Annotated in this window: 21 protein-coding genes; 19 read left to right on the plus strand and 2 right to left on the minus strand. The window is 66.9% G+C overall.

Annotated elements, in window-relative coordinates; genetic code table 11:
* The first annotated feature begins 51 nt into the window (after window positions 1-51).
* The gene (locus tag WS57_RS20230; protein WP_059604045.1) at window positions 52-1,725 is read left to right on the plus strand and encodes a long-chain fatty acid--CoA ligase; all 1,674 of its coding nucleotides are present in this window, start codon (window positions 52-54) and stop codon (window positions 1,723-1,725) included.
* A 348-nt stretch (window positions 1,726-2,073) separates the two neighbouring features.
* Here the strand turns inward: WS57_RS20230 and WS57_RS20235 are convergent, their stop codons facing one another.
* Window positions 2,074-3,231, minus strand: coding sequence for a porin (locus WS57_RS20235; RefSeq protein WP_009694561.1), 1,158 nt, complete (start codon window positions 3,229-3,231; stop codon window positions 2,074-2,076).
* Window positions 3,232-3,510: 279 nt separating this feature from the next.
* Here WS57_RS20235 and coq7 point away from each other — a divergent pair, with 279 nt between their 5' ends.
* The 18 genes from coq7 to lpxC all read left to right on the plus strand — a co-directional run bounded on the left by coq7 (window position 3,511) and on the right by lpxC (window position 23,696).
* Window positions 3,511-4,155, plus strand: a complete 645-nt coding sequence (gene coq7 / locus WS57_RS20240; RefSeq protein WP_009694562.1) for a 2-polyprenyl-3-methyl-6-methoxy-1,4-benzoquinone monooxygenase — start codon at window positions 3,511-3,513, stop codon at window positions 4,153-4,155.
* Between the two features lie 386 nt (window positions 4,156-4,541).
* On the plus strand, window positions 4,542-4,970 hold the full coding sequence (mraZ, locus tag WS57_RS20245; protein ID WP_006400450.1) for a division/cell wall cluster transcriptional repressor MraZ: 429 nt from the start codon (window positions 4,542-4,544) through the stop codon (window positions 4,968-4,970).
* A gap of 23 nt (window positions 4,971-4,993) precedes the next feature.
* Window positions 4,994-5,935 carry a 16S rRNA (cytosine(1402)-N(4))-methyltransferase RsmH gene (gene rsmH, locus WS57_RS20250; protein WP_069245458.1) on the plus strand — a complete coding sequence of 314 codons (942 nt, stop codon included), beginning with the start codon at window positions 4,994-4,996 and terminating at the stop codon, window positions 5,933-5,935.
* Window positions 5,932-6,273, plus strand: coding sequence for a cell division protein FtsL (gene ftsL, locus WS57_RS20255; RefSeq protein ID WP_009694564.1), 342 nt, complete (start codon window positions 5,932-5,934; stop codon window positions 6,271-6,273). The genes rsmH and ftsL overlap by 4 nt, the downstream gene beginning before the upstream one ends.
* Complete coding sequence (locus WS57_RS20260; RefSeq protein WP_009694565.1) at window positions 6,270-8,117, plus strand: peptidoglycan D,D-transpeptidase FtsI family protein; 1,848 nt, start codon at window positions 6,270-6,272, stop codon at window positions 8,115-8,117. Before ftsL ends, WS57_RS20260 begins: the two co-directional genes overlap by 4 nt.
* Complete coding sequence (locus WS57_RS20265) at window positions 8,114-9,655, plus strand: UDP-N-acetylmuramoyl-L-alanyl-D-glutamate--2,6-diaminopimelate ligase (protein WP_069244766.1); 1,542 nt, start codon at window positions 8,114-8,116, stop codon at window positions 9,653-9,655. The genes WS57_RS20260 and WS57_RS20265 overlap by 4 nt, the downstream gene beginning before the upstream one ends.
* The gene (locus WS57_RS20270; RefSeq protein WP_059478608.1) at window positions 9,652-11,058 is read left to right on the plus strand and encodes a UDP-N-acetylmuramoyl-tripeptide--D-alanyl-D-alanine ligase; all 1,407 of its coding nucleotides are present in this window, start codon (window positions 9,652-9,654) and stop codon (window positions 11,056-11,058) included. The genes WS57_RS20265 and WS57_RS20270 overlap by 4 nt, the downstream gene beginning before the upstream one ends.
* A gap of 16 nt (window positions 11,059-11,074) precedes the next feature.
* The gene (gene mraY, locus WS57_RS20275) at window positions 11,075-12,244 is read left to right on the plus strand and encodes a phospho-N-acetylmuramoyl-pentapeptide-transferase (protein WP_006477019.1); all 1,170 of its coding nucleotides are present in this window, start codon (window positions 11,075-11,077) and stop codon (window positions 12,242-12,244) included.
* 28 nt (window positions 12,245-12,272) lie between these two features.
* Window positions 12,273-13,787: a UDP-N-acetylmuramoyl-L-alanine--D-glutamate ligase gene (gene murD / locus WS57_RS20280; protein ID WP_069244767.1), complete on the plus strand. Its 1,515-nt coding sequence runs from the start codon at window positions 12,273-12,275 to the stop codon at window positions 13,785-13,787.
* The gene (ftsW, locus tag WS57_RS20285) at window positions 13,784-15,067 is read left to right on the plus strand and encodes a putative lipid II flippase FtsW (RefSeq protein ID WP_040126584.1); all 1,284 of its coding nucleotides are present in this window, start codon (window positions 13,784-13,786) and stop codon (window positions 15,065-15,067) included. The genes murD and ftsW overlap by 4 nt, the downstream gene beginning before the upstream one ends.
* Window positions 15,064-16,167, plus strand: coding sequence for an undecaprenyldiphospho-muramoylpentapeptide beta-N-acetylglucosaminyltransferase (gene murG / locus WS57_RS20290; RefSeq protein ID WP_040126585.1), 1,104 nt, complete (start codon window positions 15,064-15,066; stop codon window positions 16,165-16,167). The genes ftsW and murG overlap by 4 nt, the downstream gene beginning before the upstream one ends.
* Window positions 16,164-17,561 (plus strand): UDP-N-acetylmuramate--L-alanine ligase, encoded by a 1,398-nt coding sequence (gene murC / locus WS57_RS20295; protein WP_009695790.1) that lies wholly within the window; start codon window positions 16,164-16,166, stop codon window positions 17,559-17,561. The genes murG and murC overlap by 4 nt, the downstream gene beginning before the upstream one ends.
* A 1-nt stretch (window position 17,562) precedes the next feature.
* A complete protein-coding gene (locus tag WS57_RS20300; RefSeq protein WP_009695789.1) occupies window positions 17,563-18,504 on the plus strand; it encodes a D-alanine--D-alanine ligase in 942 nt (313 codons plus the stop codon).
* 19 nt (window positions 18,505-18,523) lie between these two features.
* Window positions 18,524-19,276, plus strand: a complete 753-nt coding sequence (locus WS57_RS20305) for a cell division protein FtsQ/DivIB (protein WP_009695788.1) — start codon at window positions 18,524-18,526, stop codon at window positions 19,274-19,276.
* Window positions 19,277-19,302: 26 nt separating this feature from the next.
* Window positions 19,303-20,535: a cell division protein FtsA gene (gene ftsA / locus WS57_RS20310; protein WP_006400437.1), complete on the plus strand. Its 1,233-nt coding sequence runs from the start codon at window positions 19,303-19,305 to the stop codon at window positions 20,533-20,535.
* A gap of 112 nt (window positions 20,536-20,647) precedes the next feature.
* Window positions 20,648-21,844, plus strand: coding sequence for a cell division protein FtsZ (gene ftsZ, locus WS57_RS20315; protein WP_009695787.1), 1,197 nt, complete (start codon window positions 20,648-20,650; stop codon window positions 21,842-21,844).
* Between the two features lie 186 nt (window positions 21,845-22,030).
* Window positions 22,031-22,537, plus strand: a complete 507-nt coding sequence (locus WS57_RS20320) for a peroxiredoxin (RefSeq protein WP_069244768.1) — start codon at window positions 22,031-22,033, stop codon at window positions 22,535-22,537.
* A 241-nt stretch (window positions 22,538-22,778) separates the two neighbouring features.
* On the plus strand, window positions 22,779-23,696 hold the full coding sequence (gene lpxC, locus WS57_RS20325; RefSeq protein WP_009695785.1) for a UDP-3-O-acyl-N-acetylglucosamine deacetylase: 918 nt from the start codon (window positions 22,779-22,781) through the stop codon (window positions 23,694-23,696).
* A 77-nt stretch (window positions 23,697-23,773) separates the two neighbouring features.
* Here the strand turns inward: lpxC and WS57_RS20330 are convergent, their stop codons facing one another.
* Entirely contained in the window at window positions 23,774-24,256 is a 483-nt protein-coding gene (locus tag WS57_RS20330; protein WP_059478611.1) for a DUF721 domain-containing protein, read from the minus strand.
* Window positions 24,257-24,435: the final 179 nt, after the last annotated feature.

Below are 24,435 nucleotides of genomic sequence, written 5' to 3' on the forward strand. Positions count from 1 at the left end.
TACGATGCGTTTTAGCACGACCATTCGAAAATCCGTGAGGAGACGCGCAGTATGGACAGAATTTGGCTGAAATCGTACCCGCCCGGCGTTCCAGCCGAAATTGACGCGTCTCCGTATCCCTCCGTTCCCGACCTGCTCGACGAGAGCTTCCGCCAGTATCGCGACCGCACGGCGTTCGTCTGCATGGGCAAGAAGCTCACGTATGGCGAACTCGACGCGCTGTCGCGTCGGTTCGGCGCGTGGCTGCAGTCGCGCGGCCTCGCGCGTGGCGCGCGCGTCGCGATCATGATGCCCAACGTACTGCAGTACCCGATCGCGATCGCCGCGGTGCTGCGCGCCGGCTATACGGTCGTCAACGTCAACCCGCTCTATACGCCGCGCGAACTCGAACACCAGCTGAAGGACAGCGGCGCCGAAGCGATCGTCATCCTCGAGAACTTCGCGTCGACGCTGCAGGCCGTCATCGGCAATACGGCGGTCAAGCATGTCGTCGTCGCGTCGATGGGCGACCTGCTGGGTGTCAAGGGCTGGCTCGTCAACTACGTCGTGCGCAAGGTGAAGAAGATGGTGCCGGCGTGGCAGCTGCCGTCGTTCACGCGTTTCAACGCCGCGCTCGCCGAAGGGGCGCGGCAGACCTTCAAGCCGCAAAAGCTGGGCCCCGACGACGTTGCATTCCTGCAATACACGGGCGGCACGACCGGCGTCGCGAAGGGGGCGACGCTGCTGCACCGGAACATCGTGTCGAACGTGCTGCAGGCCGAGGCCTGGCACCATCCCGCGCACGTCAAATACCCTGACGTGAAACAGTTTGTGACGGTTGTCGCGCTGCCGCTCTATCACGTGTTCGCGCTGACCGTCTGCGGCTTCCTGACGATGCGCACGGGCGGCATGGGCGTCCTGATCCCGAACCCGCGCGACATCGGCGGAATGATCAAGGAGCTGAAGGGCTATCAGATTTCGACGATCCCGGCCGTCAACACCTTGTACAACGCGCTGCTGAACCATCCCGAATTCAACCAGCTCGACCTGTCGAAGCTCGTCATCGCCAATGGCGGCGGCATGGCGATCCAGGAAGGCGTCGCGAAGCGCTGGTATGAGAAGACCCATACGGCGATCGTCGAGGGATACGGATTGTCCGAGACCTCGCCGGTCGCGACCTGCAATCCGGTGACGGCAACCGAATACAGCGGGACGATCGGCCTGCCGCTGCCGTCGACCGAGGTCGCGATCCGCGACGACGCGGGCAACGACGTCGCGCTCGGCGAACCCGGCGAAATCTGCATCCGCGGGCCGCAGGTGATGGCCGGCTACTGGAACCGGCCGGACGAGACCGCGAAGGTCATGTGCCCGGACGGCTTCTTCAAGACGGGCGACGTCGGCGTGATGGATGCGCGCGGCTACGTGAAGATCGTCGACCGGAAGAAGGACATGATCCTCGTGTCCGGCTTCAACGTGTATCCGAACGAGGTCGAGGACGTCGTGGCATCGCACCCGGGCGTGTTCGAGGTGGCGGCGGTCGGCGTGCCGGACGAGCATTCGGGCGAAGCCGTGAAGCTGTTCGTCGTGAAGAAGGATCCGGCGCTCACCGACAAGGATCTTCTCGCTTACTGCAAGGAGCGGCTCACCGGGTACAAGCGGCCGAAGTTCGTCGAGTTCCGGACGGAACTGCCGAAGACGAACGTCGGCAAGATCCTGCGACGCGAGTTGCGCGACGGCCGCGCCTGACGGCGCGATCCCGGAGCGGGAAGGAAAAACCGGCGTGTGCCGGTTTTTTTTCGTCTGGAGCGGAGGGCGGGAAAAGGCATCGCCCGATCGATCGGGCGGCCGGAATCGACGCGGAGCCTGCGCGATGGGAAGGGGGCGAATCCCGTCGGCTGTCGATTCTGCAACTAACGGCAACTCCACCTCAATTTGCCGATACGACATGCGTACGGGATTGAATCGCGAGCAAGCGCGCCGACGAGCGTCGACATCTGCCTTCTTTCTTCAGGCGAAACGCCGGATCCCCGCCGCACAAAAGAAAAAGGCGCCCGGAGGCGCCTTCAATATACTGCGGCTTGTCAGACAAGCTGATTAGAACTTGTGACGGATACCGACGCGTGCCGCGACCTGGTTGCTGGTGCTCGAACCGCTGAGACCGTTGATCGCTGCCGTCGCCTTGACGACGTCGCCGTTCGCGTCGAGCACATTGCCCGATGCGTGCTGGTACACGCCGATCACGTAGACGTCCGTGCGCTTCGACAGGAAGTAGTCGACGCCGAGCGAGCCCTGGTGGTACTTGGCTGCCGAGTTGCCGTCGATCTTGCTGCCTTGCGTGTAGTCGTACGCCGCGCCGAGGATCAGCGCCGGGGTCAGCTGATACTTGAAGTTGATTTCGCCGTTGTTGAACGTCGCGGTCTGGTTCACGTACGGACCGACCGAGAAGCCCTTGAACTTCGTGTTCGAGTACGTCGCACCGATCGTCGCTGCGCCGAACGTGTACGCACCGCCCGCGCCGATGACCTGGTACGTGTTCGCGTTGTTCGCGTACGCACCGTAGACCGGCGACGTGACCGGAACGGCCGCAGCCGTCGAACCGTTGTTGAACATGCCGCCGGCGTTGCCCGGCGTACGTGCGTTCAAGTAGCCGACGCCGAGGACGAGCGGGCCGTTGTTGTAGCCTGCGCCGAGCGACCAGACCTGGTTCCGCGCGAACTGGCCGGCGATGCCGCCGAGGCTGTACAGGCCGCCGAACGAGAAGCCTGCATACGTCGGGCTCGTGTACTTGATCGCGTTGTTCACGCGGTACGCGTTGTTGAAGTTGTCGAGGTCGCCCGGGTGAGCGGCGATGTAGCCGCCCCACTGGTCGCCTGCCTCGAGCGGGCCGACGAAGTCGACGACGGAGTCGTACTGGCGGCCCAGCGTGACCGTACCGAAGTTGCTCGACAGGCCGACGTAAGCCTGACGACCGAACATCAGGCTGCCCTGGCCGAGCTTGCCGCTGTTCACGTCGAAGCCGTTTTCCAACGTAAAGATCGCCTTCAGGCCGCCGCCGAGATCTTCGGTGCCGCGCAGGCCGAAGCGGCTGCCTTGCATGACGCCGCTGGCCATGCTGTACAGGTGCTTGCCGCCCGAGTTGTTGTTGAACAGAAGGCCTTCATCGATGATGCCGTAAAGCGTCACGCTGCTTTGCGCATGGGCAGCGCCAGCGAACGCGCCCAGCGCGACGAGCGCGAGAAGCGACTTTTTCATTAACGGATCTCCAAGAATCACTGAATTTTTCTGGCGGGGCGGATAGTTATGTTCTGGCGAGGGCCCCGCATCAACTTCGCAAGAAGTCGCACGTAATGTAGCAAAACCGTTTTTTGCCACAAAGCGAAATGCCGTCGCTCAAGGTCGCCATGTTTCCTTTATGCAACAATGGTTAAAATCACGGGTTAACCGCAATTTCCGCTGAATAATCAAGTCGGTTACGCAGCGGACACGTGCCTTCGCCTCCCACGGCAGGCACACGCAGCCAGGAGAAACAGGATGGTGTTGGACGAACTGATCAGCGAATTCGATCGCGGCCTGCGGTCGCTGACCGGCATCAGCCGGATGAGCCGGCCGGTGCCGGTGCCGACGCCGGTAGAAGCGGCGGCCGAGGCGCCTGCCGTCGAGCTGACGCCCGCGGAGCGCACGCATGCGGCCGGGCTGATGCGCGTGAACCATGTCGGCGAAGTCTGCGCGCAGGCGCTTTACCAGGCGCAGAAGCTGACCGCGCGGTCGCCGTCGGCCAAGGCGATGTTCGCGGAGGCCGCACGCGAGGAGGAGGATCATCTCGCGTGGACCGCGCACCGCCTGAAGGAGCTCGATTCGCGCCCGAGCCTGCTGAACCCGCTGTGGTACGCGGGCTCGCTCGCGATCGGCATCGCCGCCGGCGCGCTCGGCGACAAGGTCAGCCTCGGCTTCATGGCCGAGACGGAGCGCCAGGTCGAGAGCCATCTCGACAGCCACCTGGCGGAACTGCCGCCGGCCGACGCCGCGTCGCGCGCGATCGTCGAGCAGATGCGCGTCGACGAGGTGAAGCACGGCAAGGCGGCCACCGATGCCGGCGGCATCGAGCTGCCGCTGCCGGCCCGGATGCTGATGCGCGCCGCGTCGAAAGTCATGACCAGCACTGCGTACTATCTCTGAAATCGAGGCCGGAGCGCCGTCTCGCGCCGCTCCGGCAGCCGCTGCCGATATCGCCCGTTTTCTCCGCGTTTTCCCGCCCCCGAAAGCCCTGTCCGCACGCCTGTCTGGCCCGTCCTTCTCACGTATCACCTTCACAAGTTGCACTAGCTCATTCATTTTTAACGGTTTTTGGAATAAGGGGCTGCATGAGCATGTGCGCGTAAGTCCTTGTTCTAACTAACAAAATTCGTCAAAAAAGCGGGCCGCTCCCTTGACCGTGCCACACCCTTCCTCTAAAGTGGGAGACAGTGTGAGAAAGTGTATTTTTGTGTGATTTGGCGGGCTATTCCGGCTAAATTCTCAGCATTGGGCTGGGTGCTTCGGTGCCCTGAACGGGAGAGCGGAACGTGTTCCAAGGGGCGTCGGCGCTGACGCTCGATGCGAAAGGGCGGATGTCGGTGCCGGCTCGCTATCGCGAAGCGCTGCAAGGACAGGCAGAAGGACGGGTGACTGTGACCAAGCACCCGGACGGCTGCCTGTTGCTGTTTCCGCGCCCCGAATGGGAGGTGTTCCGCGCCAAGATCGCCGCGCTGCCGATGGATGCGCACTGGTGGCGGCGGATTTTTCTCGGCAATGCGATGGATGTCGATCTCGACAGCGCGGGCCGGATTCTCGTATCGCCCGAGCTGCGTATGGCGGCCGGGCTGGAAAAGGAAGTCATGTTGTTGGGAATGGGAAGTCACTTCGAGCTGTGGGATTCGCAGACCTACATCGCGAAGGAGCAGGCAGCGATGGCGCAGGGCATGCCCGACGCGCTGAAGAATTTCACGTTCTGATTGCGGTGACGGAGACGCCCGCGATGGGAAACGAATTGCAGCATCGGACGGTGCTGTTGGACGAAGCGGTCGAGTCGCTCGTGACGCGGCCGGACGGCGTTTATGTCGACGGCACGTTCGGGCGTGGCGGTCACAGTCGCGCGGTGCTCGCACGGCTCGGGCCGGGCGGCCGGCTGATCGCGTTCGACAAGGATCCGAGGGCGATCGAGACGGCGCAGGGCATCGGCGATGCGCGCTTTTCGATCGTGCATGACAGCTTTGCATCGATGCGCGACGCGCTTGCGGCGCGCGGCGTCGAGAAGGTGTCGGGTGTGTTGCTGGACCTGGGCGTGTCCTCGCCGCAGGTGGACGATCCGGCGCGCGGCTTCAGCTTCCGCGCCGATGGCACGCTGGACATGCGAATGGATCCGACGCGCGGCGAGTCGGCGGCCGAATGGCTCGCGCGGGCTTCGCTGCAGGAACTGACGGAGGTGATAAGAGATTATGGGGAAGAACGGTTTGCTTTTCAGATTGCAAAGGCGCTTGTTGCTCGCCGGGCAGAGTCCGATCGTCTCGGGCCGCTCGACAGCACGGGCGAGCTTGCCCAAATCGTGGGTCACGCCGTCAAGACCCGTGAGAAGGGCAAGGATCCGGCAACCCGCACCTTTCAGGCTATACGGATTCACGTCAATCAAGAGCTTGCGGACCTGCAAGTCGTACTAGACGCGGCATTGTCGTTGCTGGAGCAAGGGGGGCGGCTGGTGGTCATCAGCTTTCATTCACTCGAGGACCGGATCGTCAAGCGATTCATGCAGGCGCACGCGAGTGCGCCTGCGGTCGATCGTCGCCTGCCGATCCGTGCCGTCGACCTCCCGAGCCCGCCGCTCAAGATCATCGGCCGCCAGTTTCCGGGTGAAGCGGAAGTGGCCGCCAATCCGCGTGCCCGGTCGGCCGTGATGCGCATCGCGGAGCGCGTCACGCCATGAGCCGCTTCAATATCTTCCTGCTGATCATCGTGATGGGCTGCGCACTGTCGGTCGTCAACTCGACGAACCAGCAGCGCCAGATCTTCATCCAGCTGCAGCGTGCGCAGTCGCAGGAGCGCCAGCTCCAGCAGGATTACGCGCAGCTTCAATATCAGCAGAGCGCGCTGTCGAAGACCTCGCGCATCGAGCAGCTCGCGAACGATTCGCTGAAGATGCAGCCGATCACGACGGGCCGCACGCAATACCTGACGCTGCCGCCGGGCGCCGCGAAGGCGATCGACGCGCCGATCCCGGCATCGGCCGATACCGCCGGCAAGGGCAAGGGGGGCGCGCGATGAAACCGTCGCAGAAGCGCCAGGACGTGAAATTCGCGTCGAGCCCGGTGCTGGGCGTGCACCTGCCGATGTGGCGCTCGAAGCTGGTCGTGTTCATGCTGTTCATGGCGTTCGTCGCGCTGGCCGCGCGCGCGTTCTGGATCCAGGGGCCCGGCAACGCGTTCTATCAGAAGCAGGGCGAGAGCCGCTACCAGCGCACGCTCGAGCTGCCGGCCACGCGCGGCAAGATTCTCGACCGTAACGGGCTCGTGCTCGCGACGAGCCTGCCGGTGCGCGCGATCTGGGCGATCCCCGACGCGGTGCCCGACGATCTCGACGCGGACAAGCTCGGCCAGCTCGGCAAGCTGCTCGGCATGACGCAGAAGGAACTGCGCGTCAAGCTGTCGGAAGACAAGGGTTTCGTCTACGTGAAGCGCCAGGTGCCGATCGACGTCGCGGACAAGGTCGCCGCGCTCGACATTCCCGGCATCTACCAGCGCAACGAATACAAGCGCTTCTATCCGGAAGGCGAGATCACTGCGCACCTGATCGGCTTCACGAACGTCGAGGACGAAGGGCAGGAGGGCGTCGAGCTCGGCGACCAGAAGCTGCTGGCCGGCACGTCGGGCATGCGCCGCGTGATCAAGGACCGCATGGGGCACATCGTCGAGGATGTCGCCGAGCAGATTCCGCCGCACAACGGCACCGACGTCGACCTGTCGATCGACAGCAAGATCCAGTACATCGCGTACGCGAACCTGAAGGCCGCCGTCGAGAAGTTCAAGGCGAAGGCCGGCGCGGCGATGGTCGTCGACGTGCGCACCGGCGAGGTGCTCGCGCTCGTCAACTACCCGACGTACAACCCGAACGACCGCTCGCGCCTGACGGGCGAGCAGCTGCGCAACCGGATCCTGACCGACGTGTTCGAGCCGGGCTCGATCATGAAGCCGTTTACGGTGTCGCTCGCGCTCGACCTGCATCGCGTGACGCCGAACACGCTCGTCGAGACGGGCAATGGGCACTTCGTGCTCGACGGCGCGCCGATCACCGACGATGCCGGCTTCGGCACGCTGACGGTCGGCGGCGTGATCCAGAAGTCGAGCAACATCGGCGCGACGAAGATCGCGATGACGATGCGGCCCGAAGAGATGTGGAATATGTATACCAGCATCGGCCTCGGCCAGGCGCCGAAGGTCGGCTTCCCGGGCGCGGCGGCCGGCCGCCTGCGTCCGTGGAAGAGCTGGCGCCGCATCGAGCAGGCGACGATGTCGTACGGCTACGGCCTGTCGGTGTCGCTGTTCCAGCTCGCGCGCGCATACACGGCGATCGCGCACGACGGCGAACTGATGCCCGTGACCATTTTCAAGACCGACCCCAATCAGCCGATCACCGGCACGCAGGTATTTACGCCGACCACCGCGCGCGAGGTGCGTGCGATGCTCGAGACGGTGGTCGCGCCGGGCGGCACGTCGCCGGACGCGGCGGTGCCCGGCTATCGCGTCGGCGGCAAGAGCGGTACCGCCTACAAGCACGAAGGCCACGGCTATACGCGCAAGTACCGCGCGTCGTTCGTCGGGATGGCGCCGATGCCGAACCCGCGCATCGTCGTCGCGGTGTCGGTCGACGAGCCGACCGCCGGCAGCCACTTCGGCGGCCAGGTGTCGGGCCCCGTGTTCTCGGCGATCGCGGGCGACACGCTGCGCGCGCTGAACGTGCCGCCCAACATGCCGATCAAGCAGCTCGTCGTGTCTGACGATTCGCCGGCCGCGCCCGCTGCGACGGGCCCGCAAAAGCTGGCCGCAGGCAGCGGCGCAAAGCATATGATCGTGTCCAGCACGACCCGTAATTCACCAGGAGTTGTTCGATGAGCGCCGCTCGCAGTTCTCATCCGGCGCATCAGCAGATCGCAGCCGCGCTTGCGTGGCTGCGCCAGCATGTGGCCCCCGCCGCGCAGCTGCATGCGGACACGCGCAGCCTCGGCGCCGGCGACGTGTTCGTCGCCTATGCCGTCGACGGGGCCGACAATCGCGGCTTCATCGCCGAAGCCGTCGCACGCGGTGCGGCCGCGGTGCTGTATCAGCCCGAAGGGCTGGCCGCTGCGCCGGCTGCACCCGTCGCGCTCGCGGTGCCGGCGCTCGACCAGCTCGCGGGAGAGATCGCCAGCGGCTGGTACGGCGATCCGAGCGACAGCCTGCTCGCGATCGGCGTGACCGGCACGAACGGCAAGACTTCGTGCACGCAATGGATCGCGACCGCGCTGACGGCGCTGCACCAGCCGTGCGCGGTGATCGGCACGCTCGGCAGCGGAATGCCGGGTCAGCTCGTGCCGACCGGCTTCACGACGCCGGATGCGCCGCAACTGCAGCGCAGCCTCGCACAGCTGAGCGCCGCGGGCGCGAAGGCGGTCGCGATGGAGGTGTCGTCGCATGCGCTGCATCAGGGGCGCGTGAACGGCACCGCATTCGACATCGCCGTGTTCACGAATCTCACGCAGGATCACCTCGACTATCACGGCACGTTCGACGCGTACGAGGCCGCGAAGGCGAAGCTGTTCGCATGGCGCGGGCTGCGCGCGGCGGTCGTGAACCGCGACGACGCGGCCGGCCGCCGGCTGCTCGAAAAACTCGCCGGCCGTGTGCGCACGATCGCGTACGGCATCGGCGACGCGCAGCAGGCGCCCGACGCCGACCGTGAACTGGTCGCACTCGACGTGCGTGCGACCGCGACGGGCACGGCGTTCCGCCTGCATTCTTCGTGGGGCGACGCGGATGTAGAGGTAGGGACGCTCGGCACCTTCAACGTCAGCAACCTGCTCGCCGTGCTCGGCGCGCTGCTCGCGGCCGACGTGCCGTTCGATGCGGCGCTGACCGAGGTCGCGCGGCTCGAGTCGGTGAACGGCCGGATGCAGCGTCTCGGCGGCCGGCTGCAGAGCGACGAGCCGCTCGTCGTGATCGATTACGCCCACACGCCCGACGCGCTCGAAAAGACGCTCGACGCGCTGCGCCCGATCGCCGCGGCGCGCGGCGGCCGGCTCGTCTGCATGTTCGGCTGCGGCGGCGATCGCGACGCAACCAAGCGCCCGCTGATGGGGGCGATCGCCGAACGGCTCGCCGACGAAGTCGTCGTTACCAGCGACAACCCGCGCAGCGAGGATCCGCAGGCGATCATCGACCAGATCGTCGCGGGCATGACCGCGCCCGATCGTGCGCGCCGCATCGAGGATCGCGCCAGCGCGATCCTGCAGGCGGTGCGCGGCGCCGCACGCGAGGACGTCGTCGTGCTGGCCGGCAAGGGCCACGAGGCGACCCAGGAAATCATGGGCAAGAAACGCACGTTCTCCGACCAGGATCACGCACGGCTCGCCCTCGCGGCGCGCGCGACGCACGGCAAGGGAGGCGGCGAATGACGATGCTGAGCCTCGATCAAGCCGCGCGCCTGATTCCCGGCGCGACCGTGCACGGCGATGCGGGCGTCACGTTCGAGCGCGTGTCGACGGACAGCCGCACGGTCGGCCCGGGCGACCTGTTCGTCGCGCTGAAAGGCGAGCGCTTCGACGCGCATGACTTTCTCGGCGACGTGGCCGCGCGCGGCGCAGCCGCGGCGCTCGTCGCGCATGCGCCGGCGGGCCTCGCGATGCCGCTGATCGTCGGCGGCGAGACGCGCGCGGCACTCGGCGCGCTCGCGCACGGCTGGCGCAAGCGATTCGCGCTGCCGCTCGTCGCGGTGACGGGCAGCAACGGCAAGACGACCGTGAAGGAAATGATCGCGTCGATCTTCGCGGCGGCGGTCGGCGCCGACGCGCGTCTCGCGACGGCCGGCAACCTGAACAACGACGTGGGCCTGCCGCTGACGCTGCTGCGCCTGTCGGCCGCGCACCGTCTCGCGGTGATCGAGCTCGGGATGAACCATCCGGGCGAGACCGAGGTGCTTGCGCGCCTGACCGCGCCGACGGTCGCGCTCGTCAATAACGCGCAGCGCGAGCACCAGGAATTCATGGCGACGGTCGAAGCCGTCGCGCTCGAACATGCGGCCGTGATTCATGCGCTGACGCCGGACGGCGTCGCGGTGTTCCCGGCCGACGACGCGTACGCGAGCATCTGGCGCGTCGCGGCGACCGGCAACCGGATCCTCGATTTCGCGTTGAACGACGCGCAGCGGCAGACCGACGCGCAAGTGACGGGCCGCCTGCATGGCGGCGAGCTCGCGATCGATACGCCGGCCGGCGCGGTCACGGTGCGGCTGCGTGCGCTGGGCGAGCACAACGCGCGCAACGCGCTGGCGGCAACGGCCGCGGCGCTCGCGGCGGGCGTCGCGCTGCCGGCGATCAAGCAGGGCCTCGAGGCGTTCGAGCCGGTCAAGGGGCGTCTGCAGGTCCGTCGGGCGACGGTCGGCGGCCTGGCCGGCGCGACGGTCGTCGACGATACGTACAACGCGAATCCCGATTCGATGCGCGCGGCGATCGACGTGCTCGCCGGGCAACCGGCGCCGCGCGTGCTGGTGATCGGCGACATGGGCGAGGTCGGCGACGAAGGCCCCGCCTTCCATCGCGAGATCGGCGCGTATGCGCGCGAACGCGGCGTCGACGCGCTGTTCGCGCTCGGCGATGCGTCGCGCGACGCCTGCACGGCTTACGGCGACACGGCCCGCCATTTCGGCGAGGTCGGCGCGCTGGTCGAAGCGCTGCTCGCGAGCGGCTACGACGCAGCGGCGACCGTGCTCGTGAAGGGCTCGCGGTACATGAAGATGGAGCGCGTGGTCGACGCGCTGACGAACCAACCCGCGGCGGGCACGACGCCCGCCGCACACTGAGTAGAAGGAAGGAAGCATGCTGCTGGCCCTGGCGCAATGGCTGCAAGGAGACGCAAGCTTTTTGCGCTTGTTCACGTACCTCACGTTCCGTGCGGTGATGGCCACCATCACCGCGCTCGGGATCGGGCTCGTGTGCGGACCGTGGGTGATCCGCAAGCTGACGCAAATGAAGGTCGGGCAGGCCGTGCGCAAGGACGGTCCGCAGACGCACCTCGTCAAGTCGGGCACGCCGACGATGGGCGGCGTGCTGATCCTGATCGGCATCGCGGTCGCGACGCTGCTGTGGGGCGACCTGACGAACCGCTTCATCTGGATCGTGATGCTCGTCACGTTCGGGTTCGGCGTGATCGGCTGGGTCGACGACTATCGCAAGGTCGTCCACAAGGATCCGCGCGGCATGTCGTCGCGCGAGAAGTATTTCTGGCAGTCGGTGATCGGCCTGTTCGCGGCCGTCTATCTGGCTTTCAGCGTGTCCGAGGCGAACAACGTGCGCGTGTTCGACCTGTTCATGGCCTGGGTGCGCAGCGGCCTGTCGATGGGGCTGCCGGCGCGCGCGGACCTGATGCTGCCGTTCCTGAAGTCGATCAGCTACCCGCTCGGCGTGTGGGGCTTCATCGTGCTGACCTATTTCGTGATCGTCGGCGCGAGCAACGCGGTGAACCTGACCGACGGCCTCGACGGTCTCGTGATCATGCCGGTCGTGCTGGTCGGCGCGTCGCTGGGTGTGTTCGCGTACGTGATGGGCAGCGCGGTCTATTCAAAATACCTGCTGTTCCCGCACATCCCGGGCGCGGGCGAACTGCTGATCTTCTGTTCCGCGATGGGCGGGGCAGGGCTCGCGTTCCTCTGGTACAACACGCACCCCGCGCAGGTGTTCATGGGCGACGTCGGCGCGCTGGCGCTCGGCGGCGCGCTCGGCACGGTCGCGGTGATCGTGCGCCAGGAAATCGTGCTGTTCATCATGGGCGGCATCTTCGTCGCGGAAACGCTGTCGGTGATGCTGCAGGTTTCGTGGTTCAAGTACACGAAAAAGCGCTACGGCGAAGGGCGGCGCCTGCTCAAGATGGCGCCGCTGCATCACCATTTCGAATTGTCCGGCTGGAAGGAAACGCAGGTGGTGGTGCGTTTCTGGATCATCACGCTGATGCTGTGCCTGTTCGGTCTGACCACCCTCAAGCTGCGGTAAAGGAAAGGTAACAAGGATGTCTGGCGAGATGTTTGGAGATCGGCAACGGCCGATGGTGCTTGTGCTGGGGCTCGGCGAATCGGGTCTCGCGATCGCGCGGTGGTGCGCGAGGCACGGGTGCCGGCTACGCATTGCCGATACCCGCGAGGCGCCGCCGAACCTTGCCGCGCTGCAGGCCGAAGGCATCGATGCGGAATTCGTCGGCGGGGCGTTCACGCCCGCGCTGCTCGACGGCGGCGTCGAGATCGTCGGGCTGAGCCCCGGCCTGTCGCCGCTCGAGCCGGCGCTCGCGGGGCTGATCGCGGCCGCGAACGAGCGCGGAATCGCGGTATGGGGCGAACTGGAATTCTTCGCGCAGGCGCTGCGCGCGCTCGGCACGAGCGGCTACCAGCCGAAGGTGCTCGCGATCACGGGCACCAACGGCAAGACCACGACCACGAGCCTCACCGGCTTGTTGTGCCAGCGCGCGGGCAAGAAGGTCGCGGTCGCGGGCAACATCAGCCCGGCGATGCTCGACCGGCTCGCGGGTGCGATCGACGACACCGCGCTGCCCGACGTCTGGGTGCTCGAACTGTCGAGCTTCCAGCTCGAGACCGCGCGCAGCTTCGCGCCCGACGCGGCCGCGATCCTGAACATCACGCAGGACCACCTCGACTGGCATGGCAGTTTCGACGCGTATGCCGCCGCGAAGGGCCGGATCTTCGGCGCGACGACGACGCGCGTGCTGAACCGCGACGACGCCGCCGTGATGAAGTTCGCGCCGGCGGCAGGCGCGGCCGATGCGCCGCGCACGATCACGTTCGGCCTGAACGAGCCGACGCAGGACGGCGACTACGGGCTGTCGCGCGACAACGGCATCGCATGGCTGGTGGAAGCCGTCGATCGCGACGCGCCGGATGAAACGGCGACGACCGGCCGGCGCCGCAAGCGCGACGCCGCGCATACGCCCGACATCGCGCAGAAGCGCCTGATGCCGGCCGACGCGCTGCGCATCCGCGGGCTGCACAACGCCGCGAACGCGCTGGCCGCGTTCGCGCTCGCGCGCGCGATCGACCTGCCTGCTGCGCCGCTGCTGCACGGGCTGCGCGAATACCGCGGCGAAGCGCATCGCGTCGAAGTGATCGCGACGATCGACGACGTCGACTACGTCGACGACAGCAAGGGTACGAACGTCGGCGCGACGGTGGCCGCGCTCGACGGGCTCGCGCAGAAGATCGTGCTGATCGCCGGCGGCGACGGCAAGGGCCAGGACTTCGCGCCGCTGGTCGCGCCGGTCGCGCGCTGGTGCCGCGCGGTGATGCTGATCGGCCGCGATGCGCCGGCGCTTCGCGACACGCTCGCGGAAACCGGCGTGCCGCTCGCCGACCACGCGACGCTCGAAGGCGCGGTGCACGCGGCGGCCGCGCTCGCCGAGCCGGGCGACGCGGTGCTGCTGTCGCCGGCGTGTGCGAGCCTCGACATGTTCCGGAACTACGCCCACCGCGCGGACGTGTTCCGTGCGGCGGTGGATGAAATCGCCATCGACAAAGGAGCGACGCCATGAGCTGGTCCGATCGCCTCGTCTCCCGTTTCAACGATCGGCGCGACACCGGCGGCAATGCCGCGGGCGGGCGCGTCGCGTCGGCCACGCGCGCCGCGACGGGCGGGCTGGCCAGCGTCGTCAACGGCGTGCGGCCGAGCCGCTCGCGGATGCTCGACTTCGACTACTCGCTGCTGTGGGTCGCGATCGCGCTGCTCGGGCTCGGCGTCGTGATGGTGTATTCGGCGTCGATCGCGATGCCCGATTCGCCGAAGTACGCGCAGTATCACGACTACGCGTTCCTGATGCGCCACGTCGTGTCGCTCGTCGTCGCGTTCATTGCGGCGGTGATCGCGTTCCGCGTGCCGGTGTCGACCTGGGACAAGTACGCGCCGCACCTTTTCCTGATCGCGCTGGTCGGGCTCGTGATCGTGCTGATTCCGCACGTCGGCAAGGGCGTGAACGGCGCGCGCCGCTGGATTCCGCTCGGCATCACGAACATGCAGCCGTCGGAAATCATGAAGCTCGCGGTGACGATCTACGCGGCGAACTACACGGTGCGCAAGCAGGAATACATGCAGAGCTTCGCGAAGGGCTTCCTGCCGATGGCGTTCGCGGTCGGCCTGGTCGGCGCGCTGCTGCTGCTCGAACCCGACATGGGCGCGTTCATGGTGGTCGCAGCGATCGCGATGGGCGTGCTGTTCCTCGGCGGCGTGAACGGCAAGCTGTTCGGCGGCCTCGTCGCGACGGCGGTCGGCACCTTCACGATGCTCGTGTGGCTGTCGCCGTGGCGCCGCGAGCGGATCTTCGCGTATCTCGATCCGTGGGACGAGCGCTACGCGCAGGGCAAGGCCTACCAGCTCACGCACTCGCTGATCGCGTTCGGCCGCGGCGAGTGGTTCGGCGTCGGTCTCGGCGGCAGCGTCGAGAAGCTGAACTACCTGCCCGAAGCGCATACCGACTTCATCCTCGCGGTGATCGGTGAGGAACTCGGTTTCGTCGGCGTGCTGGTCGTGATCCTGCTGTTCTACTGGATCGTGCGCCGTGCGTTCGAGATCGGCCGCCAGGCGCTCGCGCTCGACCGCACGTTCGCGGGGCTGATGGCCAAGGGCATCGGCATCTGGTTCGGCGCGCAGGCATTCATCAACATGGGCGTGAACCTCGGCCTGCTGCCGACCAAGGGTCTGACGCTGCCGCTCGTCAGCTACGGCGGCTCGGGCATTCTGCTGAACTGCATCGCGCTTGCGGTGCTGCTGCGCGTTGACTACGAGAACCGGGTGCTGATGCGGGGAGGGAAGGTATGACCGCGTCGCGACGCACGCTGATGGTGATGGCAGGCGGCACCGGGGGCCACGTGTTCCCGGGGCTCGCGGTCGCGCATCGGATGGAAGCGGCGGGCTGGCGCGTCGTATGGCTCGGCAATCCGGCCGGGATGGAAGCGACGCTCGTGCCGAAGCACGGCATTCCGATGGAATACGTGCGTTTCGGCGGACTGCGCGGCAAAGGTCTGAAGACCAAGCTGACGCTGCCGTTCAACCTGCTGCGCGCATGCGGGCAGAGCCTTGCCGCGCTGCGCCGCGTGCGCCCCGACGTCGTGCTCGGAATGGGCGGCTACATCACGTTCCCGGCGGGCGTGATGACCGCGCTGTCGGGACGGCCGCTGGTGCTGCACGAACAGAATTCGATCGCGGGCCTCGCGAACAAGGTGCTCGCCAAGTTCGCGAAACGCGTGCTCGTCGCGTTCCCCGGCGCGCTGCCGCACGCGGAATGGACGGGAAATCCGATCCGCGCGGAACTTGCGCGCACGGAACCGCCCAAAGCACGCTATGCATCGCGCAGCGGTCCGCTGAACGTGCTGGTCGTCGGCGGCAGTCTCGGTGCGGCCGCGCTGAACGAAGTCGTGCCGCGCGCGCTCGCGCTGCTCGCGCCGGACGCGCGGCCGCGCGTCGTGCATCAGGCCGGCGCCAAGCATATCGAGGCGCTGAAGGCGAACTACGAAGCCGCCGGCTTCGCGGCGGGCGACGACGTGCGGCTCGTGCCGTTCATCGACGACATGGCGGCCGCGTATGCAGCGGCGGATCTGGTGATCTGCCGCTCGGGCGCGATGACGGTGTCGGAGATCGCGGCGGTGGGCGTGGCGGCGCTGTTCGTGCCGTTCCCGTACGCGGTCGACGATCACCAGACGACCAACGCCGCGTTCCTCGCCGAGGCAGGGGCGGCGGTACTGGTGCAACAACGCGACCTGTCGGCGGAACTGCTCGCCGACTGGCTGCGCGGCCAGTCGCGAGCCTCGCTCGCGGACATGGCGGAGCGTTCGCGCTCGCTGGCAAAGCCCGAGGCCACCGACGAAGTCGCGCGCGTATGCGCGAAGGTGGCCGGCGCGAACCTGGAAGAACTGCAATGAAACACATCGTCAAACACATTCATTTCGTCGGAATCGGCGGCGCGGGCATGAGCGGCATCGCCGAAGTGCTCGTTAACCTCGGCTACGAGGTCAGCGGCTCCGACCTGTCGCGCAACGCGGTGACCGATCGCCTGCAGGCGCTCGGCGCGCGGATCGCGATCGGCCACGACGCGGCGAACATCGAGGGCGCGAACGCGGTCGTCGTGTCGACGGCCGTGCGCTCGGACAATCCGGAAGTGCTGGCCGCGCGCGCGAAGCGCGTGCCGATCGTGCAGCGCGCGGTGATGCTCGCGGAACTGATGCGCCTGAAGCAGGGCATCGCGATCGCCGGCACGCACGGCAAGACCACGACGACGAGCCTCGTCGCGAGCGTGCTCGCGGCGGGCGGGCTCGATCCGACCTTCGTGATCGGCGGGCGGCTGATCAGCGCCGGCGCGAACGCGCGGCTCGGCACCGGCGACTTCATCGTCGCCGAGGCCGACGAGTCGGACGCGTCGTTCCTGAACCTGTATCCGGTGATCGAAGTCATCACGAACATCGACGCCGACCACATGGACACCTACGGCCACGATTTCGCGCGGCTCAAGCAGGCGTTCATCGAATTCACGCAGCGTCTGCCGTTCTACGGCAGCGCGGTGGTGTGCGTCGACGATCCGAACGTGCGGCAGATCATCCCGTTTATCTCGAAGCCGGTCGTGCGCTACGGCCTGTCGCCGGACGCGCAGGTGCGCGCGGAAAACGTCGACGCGCGCGACGGCCGCATGCATTTCACGGTGATCCGCGAAAGGCGCGCGCCGCTCGCGGTCGTGCTGAACCTGCCGGGGCTGCACAACGTGCAGAATGCGCTCGCGGCGATCGCGATCGCGACCGACCTCGGCGTGTCGGACGACGCGATCCAGCAGGCGCTCGCGGAATTCAACGGCGTCGGCCGGCGCTTCCAGCGCTACGGCGAAGTGCCGAGCGCGGACGGCGGCCACTACACGCTGATCGACGATTACGGCCATCACCCGGTCGAGATGGCCGCGACGATCGCGGCCGCACGCGGCGCGTTCCCGGGCCGCCGCCTCGTGCTGGCGTTCCAGCCGCACCGCTACACGCGTACGCGCGACTGCTTCGACGATTTCGTCAACGTGCTGTCGACGGTCGATGCGCTGGTGCTGACGGAAGTGTATGCAGCCGGCGAGGCGGCGATCGCGACCGCCAACGGCGACGCGCTGTCGCGCGCGCTGCGCACGGCGGGCAAGGTCGATCCGGTGTTCGTCGCGAGCGTCGACGAGGTGCCGGACGCATTGGCAAAGGTCGCGCAGAACGGCGACGTGGTGATCACGATGGGCGCGGGTTCGATCGGCGGGGTGCCGGCGAAGGTCGCGCAGAACACGCAACAGAAGGGATGACATGAGCGGGATCGATCCGAAACGTTTCGGCAAGGTGGCGGTGTTGTTCGGCGGCGAATCCGCCGAGCGCGAGGTGTCGCTGACCTCGGGCCGCCTCGTGCTGCAGGGCCTGCGCGACGCGGGCATCGACGCGCATCCGTTCGACCCGGCCGAGCGGCCGCTCGCTGCGCTGAAGGACGAAGGCTTCGAGCGCGCGTTCATCGCGCTGCACGGCGGCTACGGCGAGAACGGCCAGATCCAGGGGGCGCTCGATTTCTACGGGATCCGCTACACGGGCAGCGGCGTGCTCGGTTCGGCGCTCGGCCTCGACAAGTTCCGCACCAAGCTCGTGTGGCAGCAGACGGGCGTGCCGACGCCGCCGTTCGAGACGGTGCTGCGCGGCGACGACTACGCGGCTCGCGCGACGGAGATCGTCGCGAAGCTCGGCCTGCCGCTGTTCGTGAAGCCGGCGAGCGAAGGCTCGAGCGTCGCCGTGCTGAAGGTGAAGACGGCCGACGCGCTGCCGGCTGCGCTCGCGGAAGCCGCGACGCACGACAGGATCGTGATCGTCGAGAAGAGCATCGAAGGCGGCGGCGAATACACCGCATGCATCGCCGGCGATCTCGACCTGCCGCTGATCAAGATCGTGCCGGCCGGCGAGTTCTACGACTATCACGCGAAGTACGTCGCCGACGACACGCAGTACCTGATCCCGTGCGGCCTGCCGGCCGTGCAGGAAGCGGAACTGAAGCGCATCGCGCGTCGCGCGTTCGACGTGCTCGGCTGCACCGACTGGGGGCGCGCGGACTTCATGCTCGACGCCGCCGGCAATGCGTATTTCCTGGAAGTGAACACGGCCCCCGGGATGACCGACCATTCGCTGCCGCCGAAGGCCGCGCGCTCGGTCGGCATCAGTTATTCGGAGCTGGTCGTGAAGGTGCTGTCGCTCACGCTCAACGACTGACGCAGGAACGGAACGACGTATGTGGAACAACGTTCGCCAACTCAACCTTGCCGCCAGCGCGCTGTACGCGCTGCTGCTGCTCGTGTTGGCGGCGGCCGGCTGCTACTGGCTGATCCAGCGTCCGACTTTCGCGCTGCGCGAGATCCGGATCGACGGCGACACCGAGCACATCAACACGCCGACGGTGCGCGCCGGCGTGGTTGGCCGGCTGAAGGGCAATTTCTTCACGGTCGATCTCGACACGGCGCGGGCCGCGTTCGAGCAGATGCCGTGGGTGCGTCACGCGAGCGTGCGGCGGGTCTGGCCGAATGCACTGGCTGTCACGCTCGAGGAGTACAAACCGCTCGGGACCTGGGGCAGCGACCAGCTCGTGAGCGTCGACGGCGAGCTGTTCACCGCGAACCAGGGCGAACTGGACCGCGAACTGCCCGCGTTCGACGGCCCGGAGGGCAGTGCGAAGGAAGTCGTGACGCGCTACCGCGACTTCACGACATGGTTTGCGCCGCTGAAGGCGGCGCCGGAAGAAGTGACGCTGTCGGCGCGCTACGCGTGGACGGTGAAGCTGTCGAACGGGATGCAGGTCGAGCTGGGCAAGGAGCGCAACAGCGACACGCTGCATGACCGGAGCCAGCGCCTCGTCGCCGCATGGCCGGCCGTCACGGAGCGCTGGGGCAACGACATCGAGTACGCGGACCTGCGCTATCCGAACGGATTCGCGATTCGCGCGGCAGGCATGCGGTTCCTGACCGATACCGACAAGCGCAAGAAGTAACGAGAGATCACACGCAAGAGCACTTTATGAGCAAAGACTACAAGGATCTGCTGGTTTCCCTCGACATCGGCACGTCGAAGGTGGTGGCCATCGTTGCCGAGCTGAAGGGCGAGGGCCATTACGAGGTGATCGGTCTCGGCCAGAGCGAATCGAAGGGTCTGAAAAAAGGCGTGGTGGTCAACATCGAGGCCACCGTGCAGTCGATCCAGCGCGCGCTCGAGGAAGCCGAGCTGATGGCCGACTGCAAGATCACCAACGTGTTTACGGGGATCGCGGGCAGCCATATCCGCAGCTTCAATTCGAGCGGGATGGTCGCGATCAAGGACAAGGAAGTCACGCAGACGGACGTCGCGCGCGTGATCGAGACCGCGAAGGCGATCAACATCCCGACCGACCAGCAGGTGCTGCACATCCTCACGCAGGAATTCATCATCGACGGCCAGGAAGACGTGCGCGAGCCGATCGGGATGAGCGGAATCCGGCTGGAAGTGAAGGTGCACATCGTGACGGGCGCGGTGAGCGCCGCGCAGAACATCGTCAAGTGCGTGCGCCGCTGCGGGCTGGAAGTGAACGACCTGATCCTGCAGCCGCTCGCGTCGTCGCTCGCGGTGCTGACCGAAGACGAGAAGGATCTCGGCGTGGTGCTGGTCGACATCGGCGGCGGCACGACCGACATCGCGATCTTCGCGGAAGGCGCGATCCGCCACACGGCCGTGATTCCGATCGCCGGCGACCAGATCACGAGCGACATCGCGATGGCGCTGCGCACGCCGACGCCGGATGCGGAAGACATCAAGGTCGGCTACGGCATCGCCAAGCAGGCGCTCGCCGATCCGGACGAGATGGTCGAGGTGCCGGGCCTCGGCGAGCGCGGCCCGCGCACGCTGTCGCGCCAGGCGCTGGCGGCCGTGATCGAGCCGCGCGTCGAGGAACTGTTCTCGCTCGTGCAGCAGGTCGTGCGCGAGTCGGGTTACGAAGAACTGCTGAGCTCCGGCGTGGTCATTACCGGCGGAGCCGCGATGATGCCGGGCATGGTCGAGCTCGGCGAAGACATTTTCCTGAAACCGGTGCGCATCGGCGCGCCGGAATATGCAGGCGGCCTCGCCGACGTGGTGCGCAATCCGCGCTACTCGACGGCGATGGGCCTGCTCGTCGAAGGCAGTGCTCAGCGCATGCGCGGCCGCAAGGTCGCCGTGCAGTCCGGCAACGCGGGGCAGATCTTCTCGCGGATGAAGGAATGGTTCCTGAGCAACTTCTGACGAACCGAATCGAAATTCGCGCCGGTGCCGGCGGCTGGCGCGCGACAGGGGGTTGCCCGATCTCCTGCCGAATAACGGCCGAGTAGCAGTTATTTTCTTGACGGAGGCAACAATGGAATTCGAAATGCTGGAAACCGAAACCAACGGCACCATCATCAAGGTGGTGGGCGTTGGCGGCGCTGGCGGCAATGCCGTGCAGCACATGATCAACCGCGGCGTGCAGGGCGTCGACTTCATCGTGATGAACACGGATGCGCAGGCGCTGTCGCGTGCGCGTGCACCGTCGGTGATCCAGCTCGGCAACACCGGCCTCGGCGCCGGCGCGAAGCCGGAAATGGGCCGTGCGGCCGCCGAAGAGGCGCGTGAGCGCATCGCCGACGCACTGCGCGGCGCGCACATGGTGTTCATCACGGCCGGCATGGGCGGTGGCACCGGCACGGGCGCGGCACCGGTCGTCGCGCAGATCGCGAAGGAGATGGGCATCCTGACGGTTGGCGTCGTCAGCAAGCCGTTCGAGTTCGAAGGCGGCAAGCGGATGCGCGTCGCGGAAGCCGGTTCGCAGCAGCTCGAGGATCACGTCGATTCGCTGATCGTCGTGCTGAACGACAAGCTGTTCGACGTGATGGGCGACGACGCCGAGATGGACAAGTGCTTCCAGTGCGCGGACGACGTGCTGAACAACGCGGTTGCCGGCATCGCTGAAATCATCAATGTCGACGGTCTCGTGAACGTCGACTTCGAAGACGTGAAGACGGTGATGGGCGAGCAGGGCAAGGCGATGATGGGCACGGCGACGGTCGCCGGCGTCGATCGCGCGCGCCTCGCGGCGGAACAGGCCGTGGCGAGCCCGCTGCTCGAAGGCGTCGATCTGTCGGGCGCGCGCGGCGTGCTGGTCAACATCACGTCGAGCCGTTCGCTGCGCCTGTCGGAAACGCGCGAAGTGATGAACACGATCAAGAGCTACGCGGCGGAAGACGCGACGGTGATCTTCGGTGCGGTGTACGACGACGCGATGGGCGATGCGCTGCGCGTGACGGTCGTGGCGACGGGTCTGGGCCGTGCGGCGAAGAAGCAGCAGTCGGCACCGATGACGCTGCTGCGCACCGGTACCGACAACCAGCCGGTCAACGCGGTCTCGCACGGCTACGCACAGCCGCACCACGTCAGCACGGCCGACTACGGCGCGCTCGACACGCCGGCGGTGTGGCGCAACTCGCGCGAAACCGCGGCATCGCACGTGCAGGCGCTGCAGGAGAAGGGTGTCGACACGTACGACATTCCGGCTTTCCTGCGCAAGCAGGCCGACTGACGCACACAGGCGAAGCCGCGGCGGCAACGCCGCGGTATCGCCGGCGTGACGGATGCCACGAGCCACGACAGGCCGCGTCGAACATGACGCCGGGCCGGGAAACGTGCCCTCTTCGCGATGGCGGAGCGGGAGGGGCCGGGCTGTCCGCAACACGCTGAAAAACCGTATCGCTATGAGGGACCAGCCATGATTCAAGTGGGCGACGCGCTGCCCGACGCGCAACTGTTCGAATTCATCGACGACGCGCGCGAAGGCTGCACGCTGGGGCCGAATGCCCGCAGCGTGCGCGATCAGGTGGCGGGAAAGCGGGTGGTGATCTTCGGATTGCCGGGTGCTTTCACGCCGACCTGTTCGGCGCAGCATGTGCCGGGTTACGTCGAGCACGCCGAGCAACTGCGCTCGGCCGGCATCGACGAGATCTGGTGCGTGTCCGTCAACGACGCATTCGTGATGGGCGCATGGGGACGTGATCTGCACACCGCGGGCAAGGTGCGCATGATGGCGGACGGCAGCGCTGCTTTCACTCATGCGCTGGGGCTGACGCAGGATTTGTCCGCGCGTGGCATGGGAATCCGTTCCCTGCGCTACGCGATGGTGGTCGACGACGGTGTGGTCAAGACGCTGGCCGTCGAAGCGCCGGGCAAGTTCGAAGTGAGCGATGCGGCGAGAGTGCTCAAGACGTTGACGTCCTGATCGTGCGGTGAACCGTTGCCTGCCGGCAACGCCGTCCACCCCGCCTCGGGAACGTTGTAACACGGGCCGATGACCGGAAACGCCTCCGTTCCGGGCGTCGGCCCGTCCCGTATCGGCACGGGTAAACAGTCGAAACAGATTGATACGCAGTTTCAAACAGCGTTGAATAGGGAATTACGCTATAATCCCTCCTATCGAATATAACTCCTGATTGATATCTTCAATCGCGACGAAGAACATCATGCTGAAGCAGCGCACCATCAAATCCATCGTCAAGACCGTGGGGATCGGTGTCCACTCGGGCCGCAAGATCGAGCTGACGCTCCGTCCTGCCGCGCCGGGCACGGGCATCGTTTTTTCACGCGTTGACCTGCCGACGCCCGTCGACATTCCCGCCGCGGCGACGTCGATCGGCGACACGCGGCTTGCGTCGGTGCTGCAGAAGGATGGCGTGCGCGTGTCGACGGTCGAGCATCTGATGTCCGCGTGCGCGGGCCTCGGCATCGACAACCTGTATGTCGACGTGACGGCCGAGGAAATCCCGATCATGGACGGCAGCGCGGCGACCTTCGTGTTCCTGATCCAGTCCGCCGGGATCGAGGAGCAGAACGCGCCGAAGCGCTTCATCAAGGTCAAGAAGACGGTCGAAATCCGTGACGGCGACAAGTTCGCGCGGCTCGACCCGTACTTCGGCTTCAAGCTGAAGTTCTCGATCGATTTCCGTCACCCGGCCGTCGACAAGACCGGCCAGGAACTCGAGGTCGATTTCGCGAACACGTCGTATGTGCGCGAGATCGCGCGTGCGCGCACGTTCGGCTTCGCCCACGAGGCCGAGATGCTGCGCGAGATGGGCCTCGCGCGCGGCGGCAGCATGGACAACGCGATCGTGCTCGACGAGTACCGCATCCTGAACAACGACGGGCTGCGCTACGACGACGAGTTCGTGAAGCACAAGATGCTCGACGCGATCGGCGACCTGTACGTGATCGGCCATCCGCTGCTGGCGTCGTACACCGCATACAAGTCGGGTCACGGCCTGAACAACGCGCTGCTGCGCGAACTGCTCGCGAACGAGGATGCGTACGAGATCGTCACGTTCGACGATCCGCAGTCCGCGCCGAAGGGCTTCGCGTTCGACATGCAGACGGCGTTCGCCTGAGCAATCGGGCTCGGCCCAACGAACGAAAACAGCGGCCTGCGGGCCGCTGTTTGCATTTGGGCGGAGCGGATCCGGCGTCAGCGCGGCGGTTTCTTCGCGCCGTGGCGCGCCGCCATCCGCGCGAGCGCGGCCTGCAGCGGTGACGGTTCGAGGTGCTCGGCGAGCTCGCGCAGCGCGGCCGCGCCGACCGGCGTCATGCGCGCCTGCTTCACGTGCGGCGGCTCCGGCGCGTCCTTCGGCCGTACGCGCACGCGCAGCGTCGAGACCGGCCAGCCGCGCTTCTGCAGATCGCCGAGCAGGCGCGGCTCGACCTGCCGCAGCCGCGCGGCCAGCGCATTGTGCGCGGCAAAGAGGGTCAGGGTGCCGTCCTTCACGAAGCCCGGCTCGACGTGGTTCGCGAGATAGTCGGGCAGCAACGCGGCGAGATCGCGCTGCAGCGACGCGATCTGCTCGACGCCGGCGCGCAGTGCCGCGAAAGCGTCGGTGCGGCCGAGCACTTCGGACACGGGTTGCGGGCGATGCACGGCGAGCGGGCCGAATCGCTTGGAAAATCGGTTCATCGAGGCTTTCTTCGGGCGCGCACGCGCGCGGACGTTGCCGCCGATTGTACCCGCGCCGGCCTGCCTGCGCGCGGCTTTCGGGGCGCAATTCGGGGCGCAACATGGGCGCCGGCACGGGCATCCGTCCGGGCGCGGGCCCCTGCATCGGCATGCGGCGGCCGTCCGGCCGCAACGCAGGC

This window comes from Burkholderia pseudomultivorans (assembly GCF_001718415.1).
Lineage (GTDB): Bacteria > Pseudomonadota > Gammaproteobacteria > Burkholderiales > Burkholderiaceae > Burkholderia > Burkholderia pseudomultivorans_A.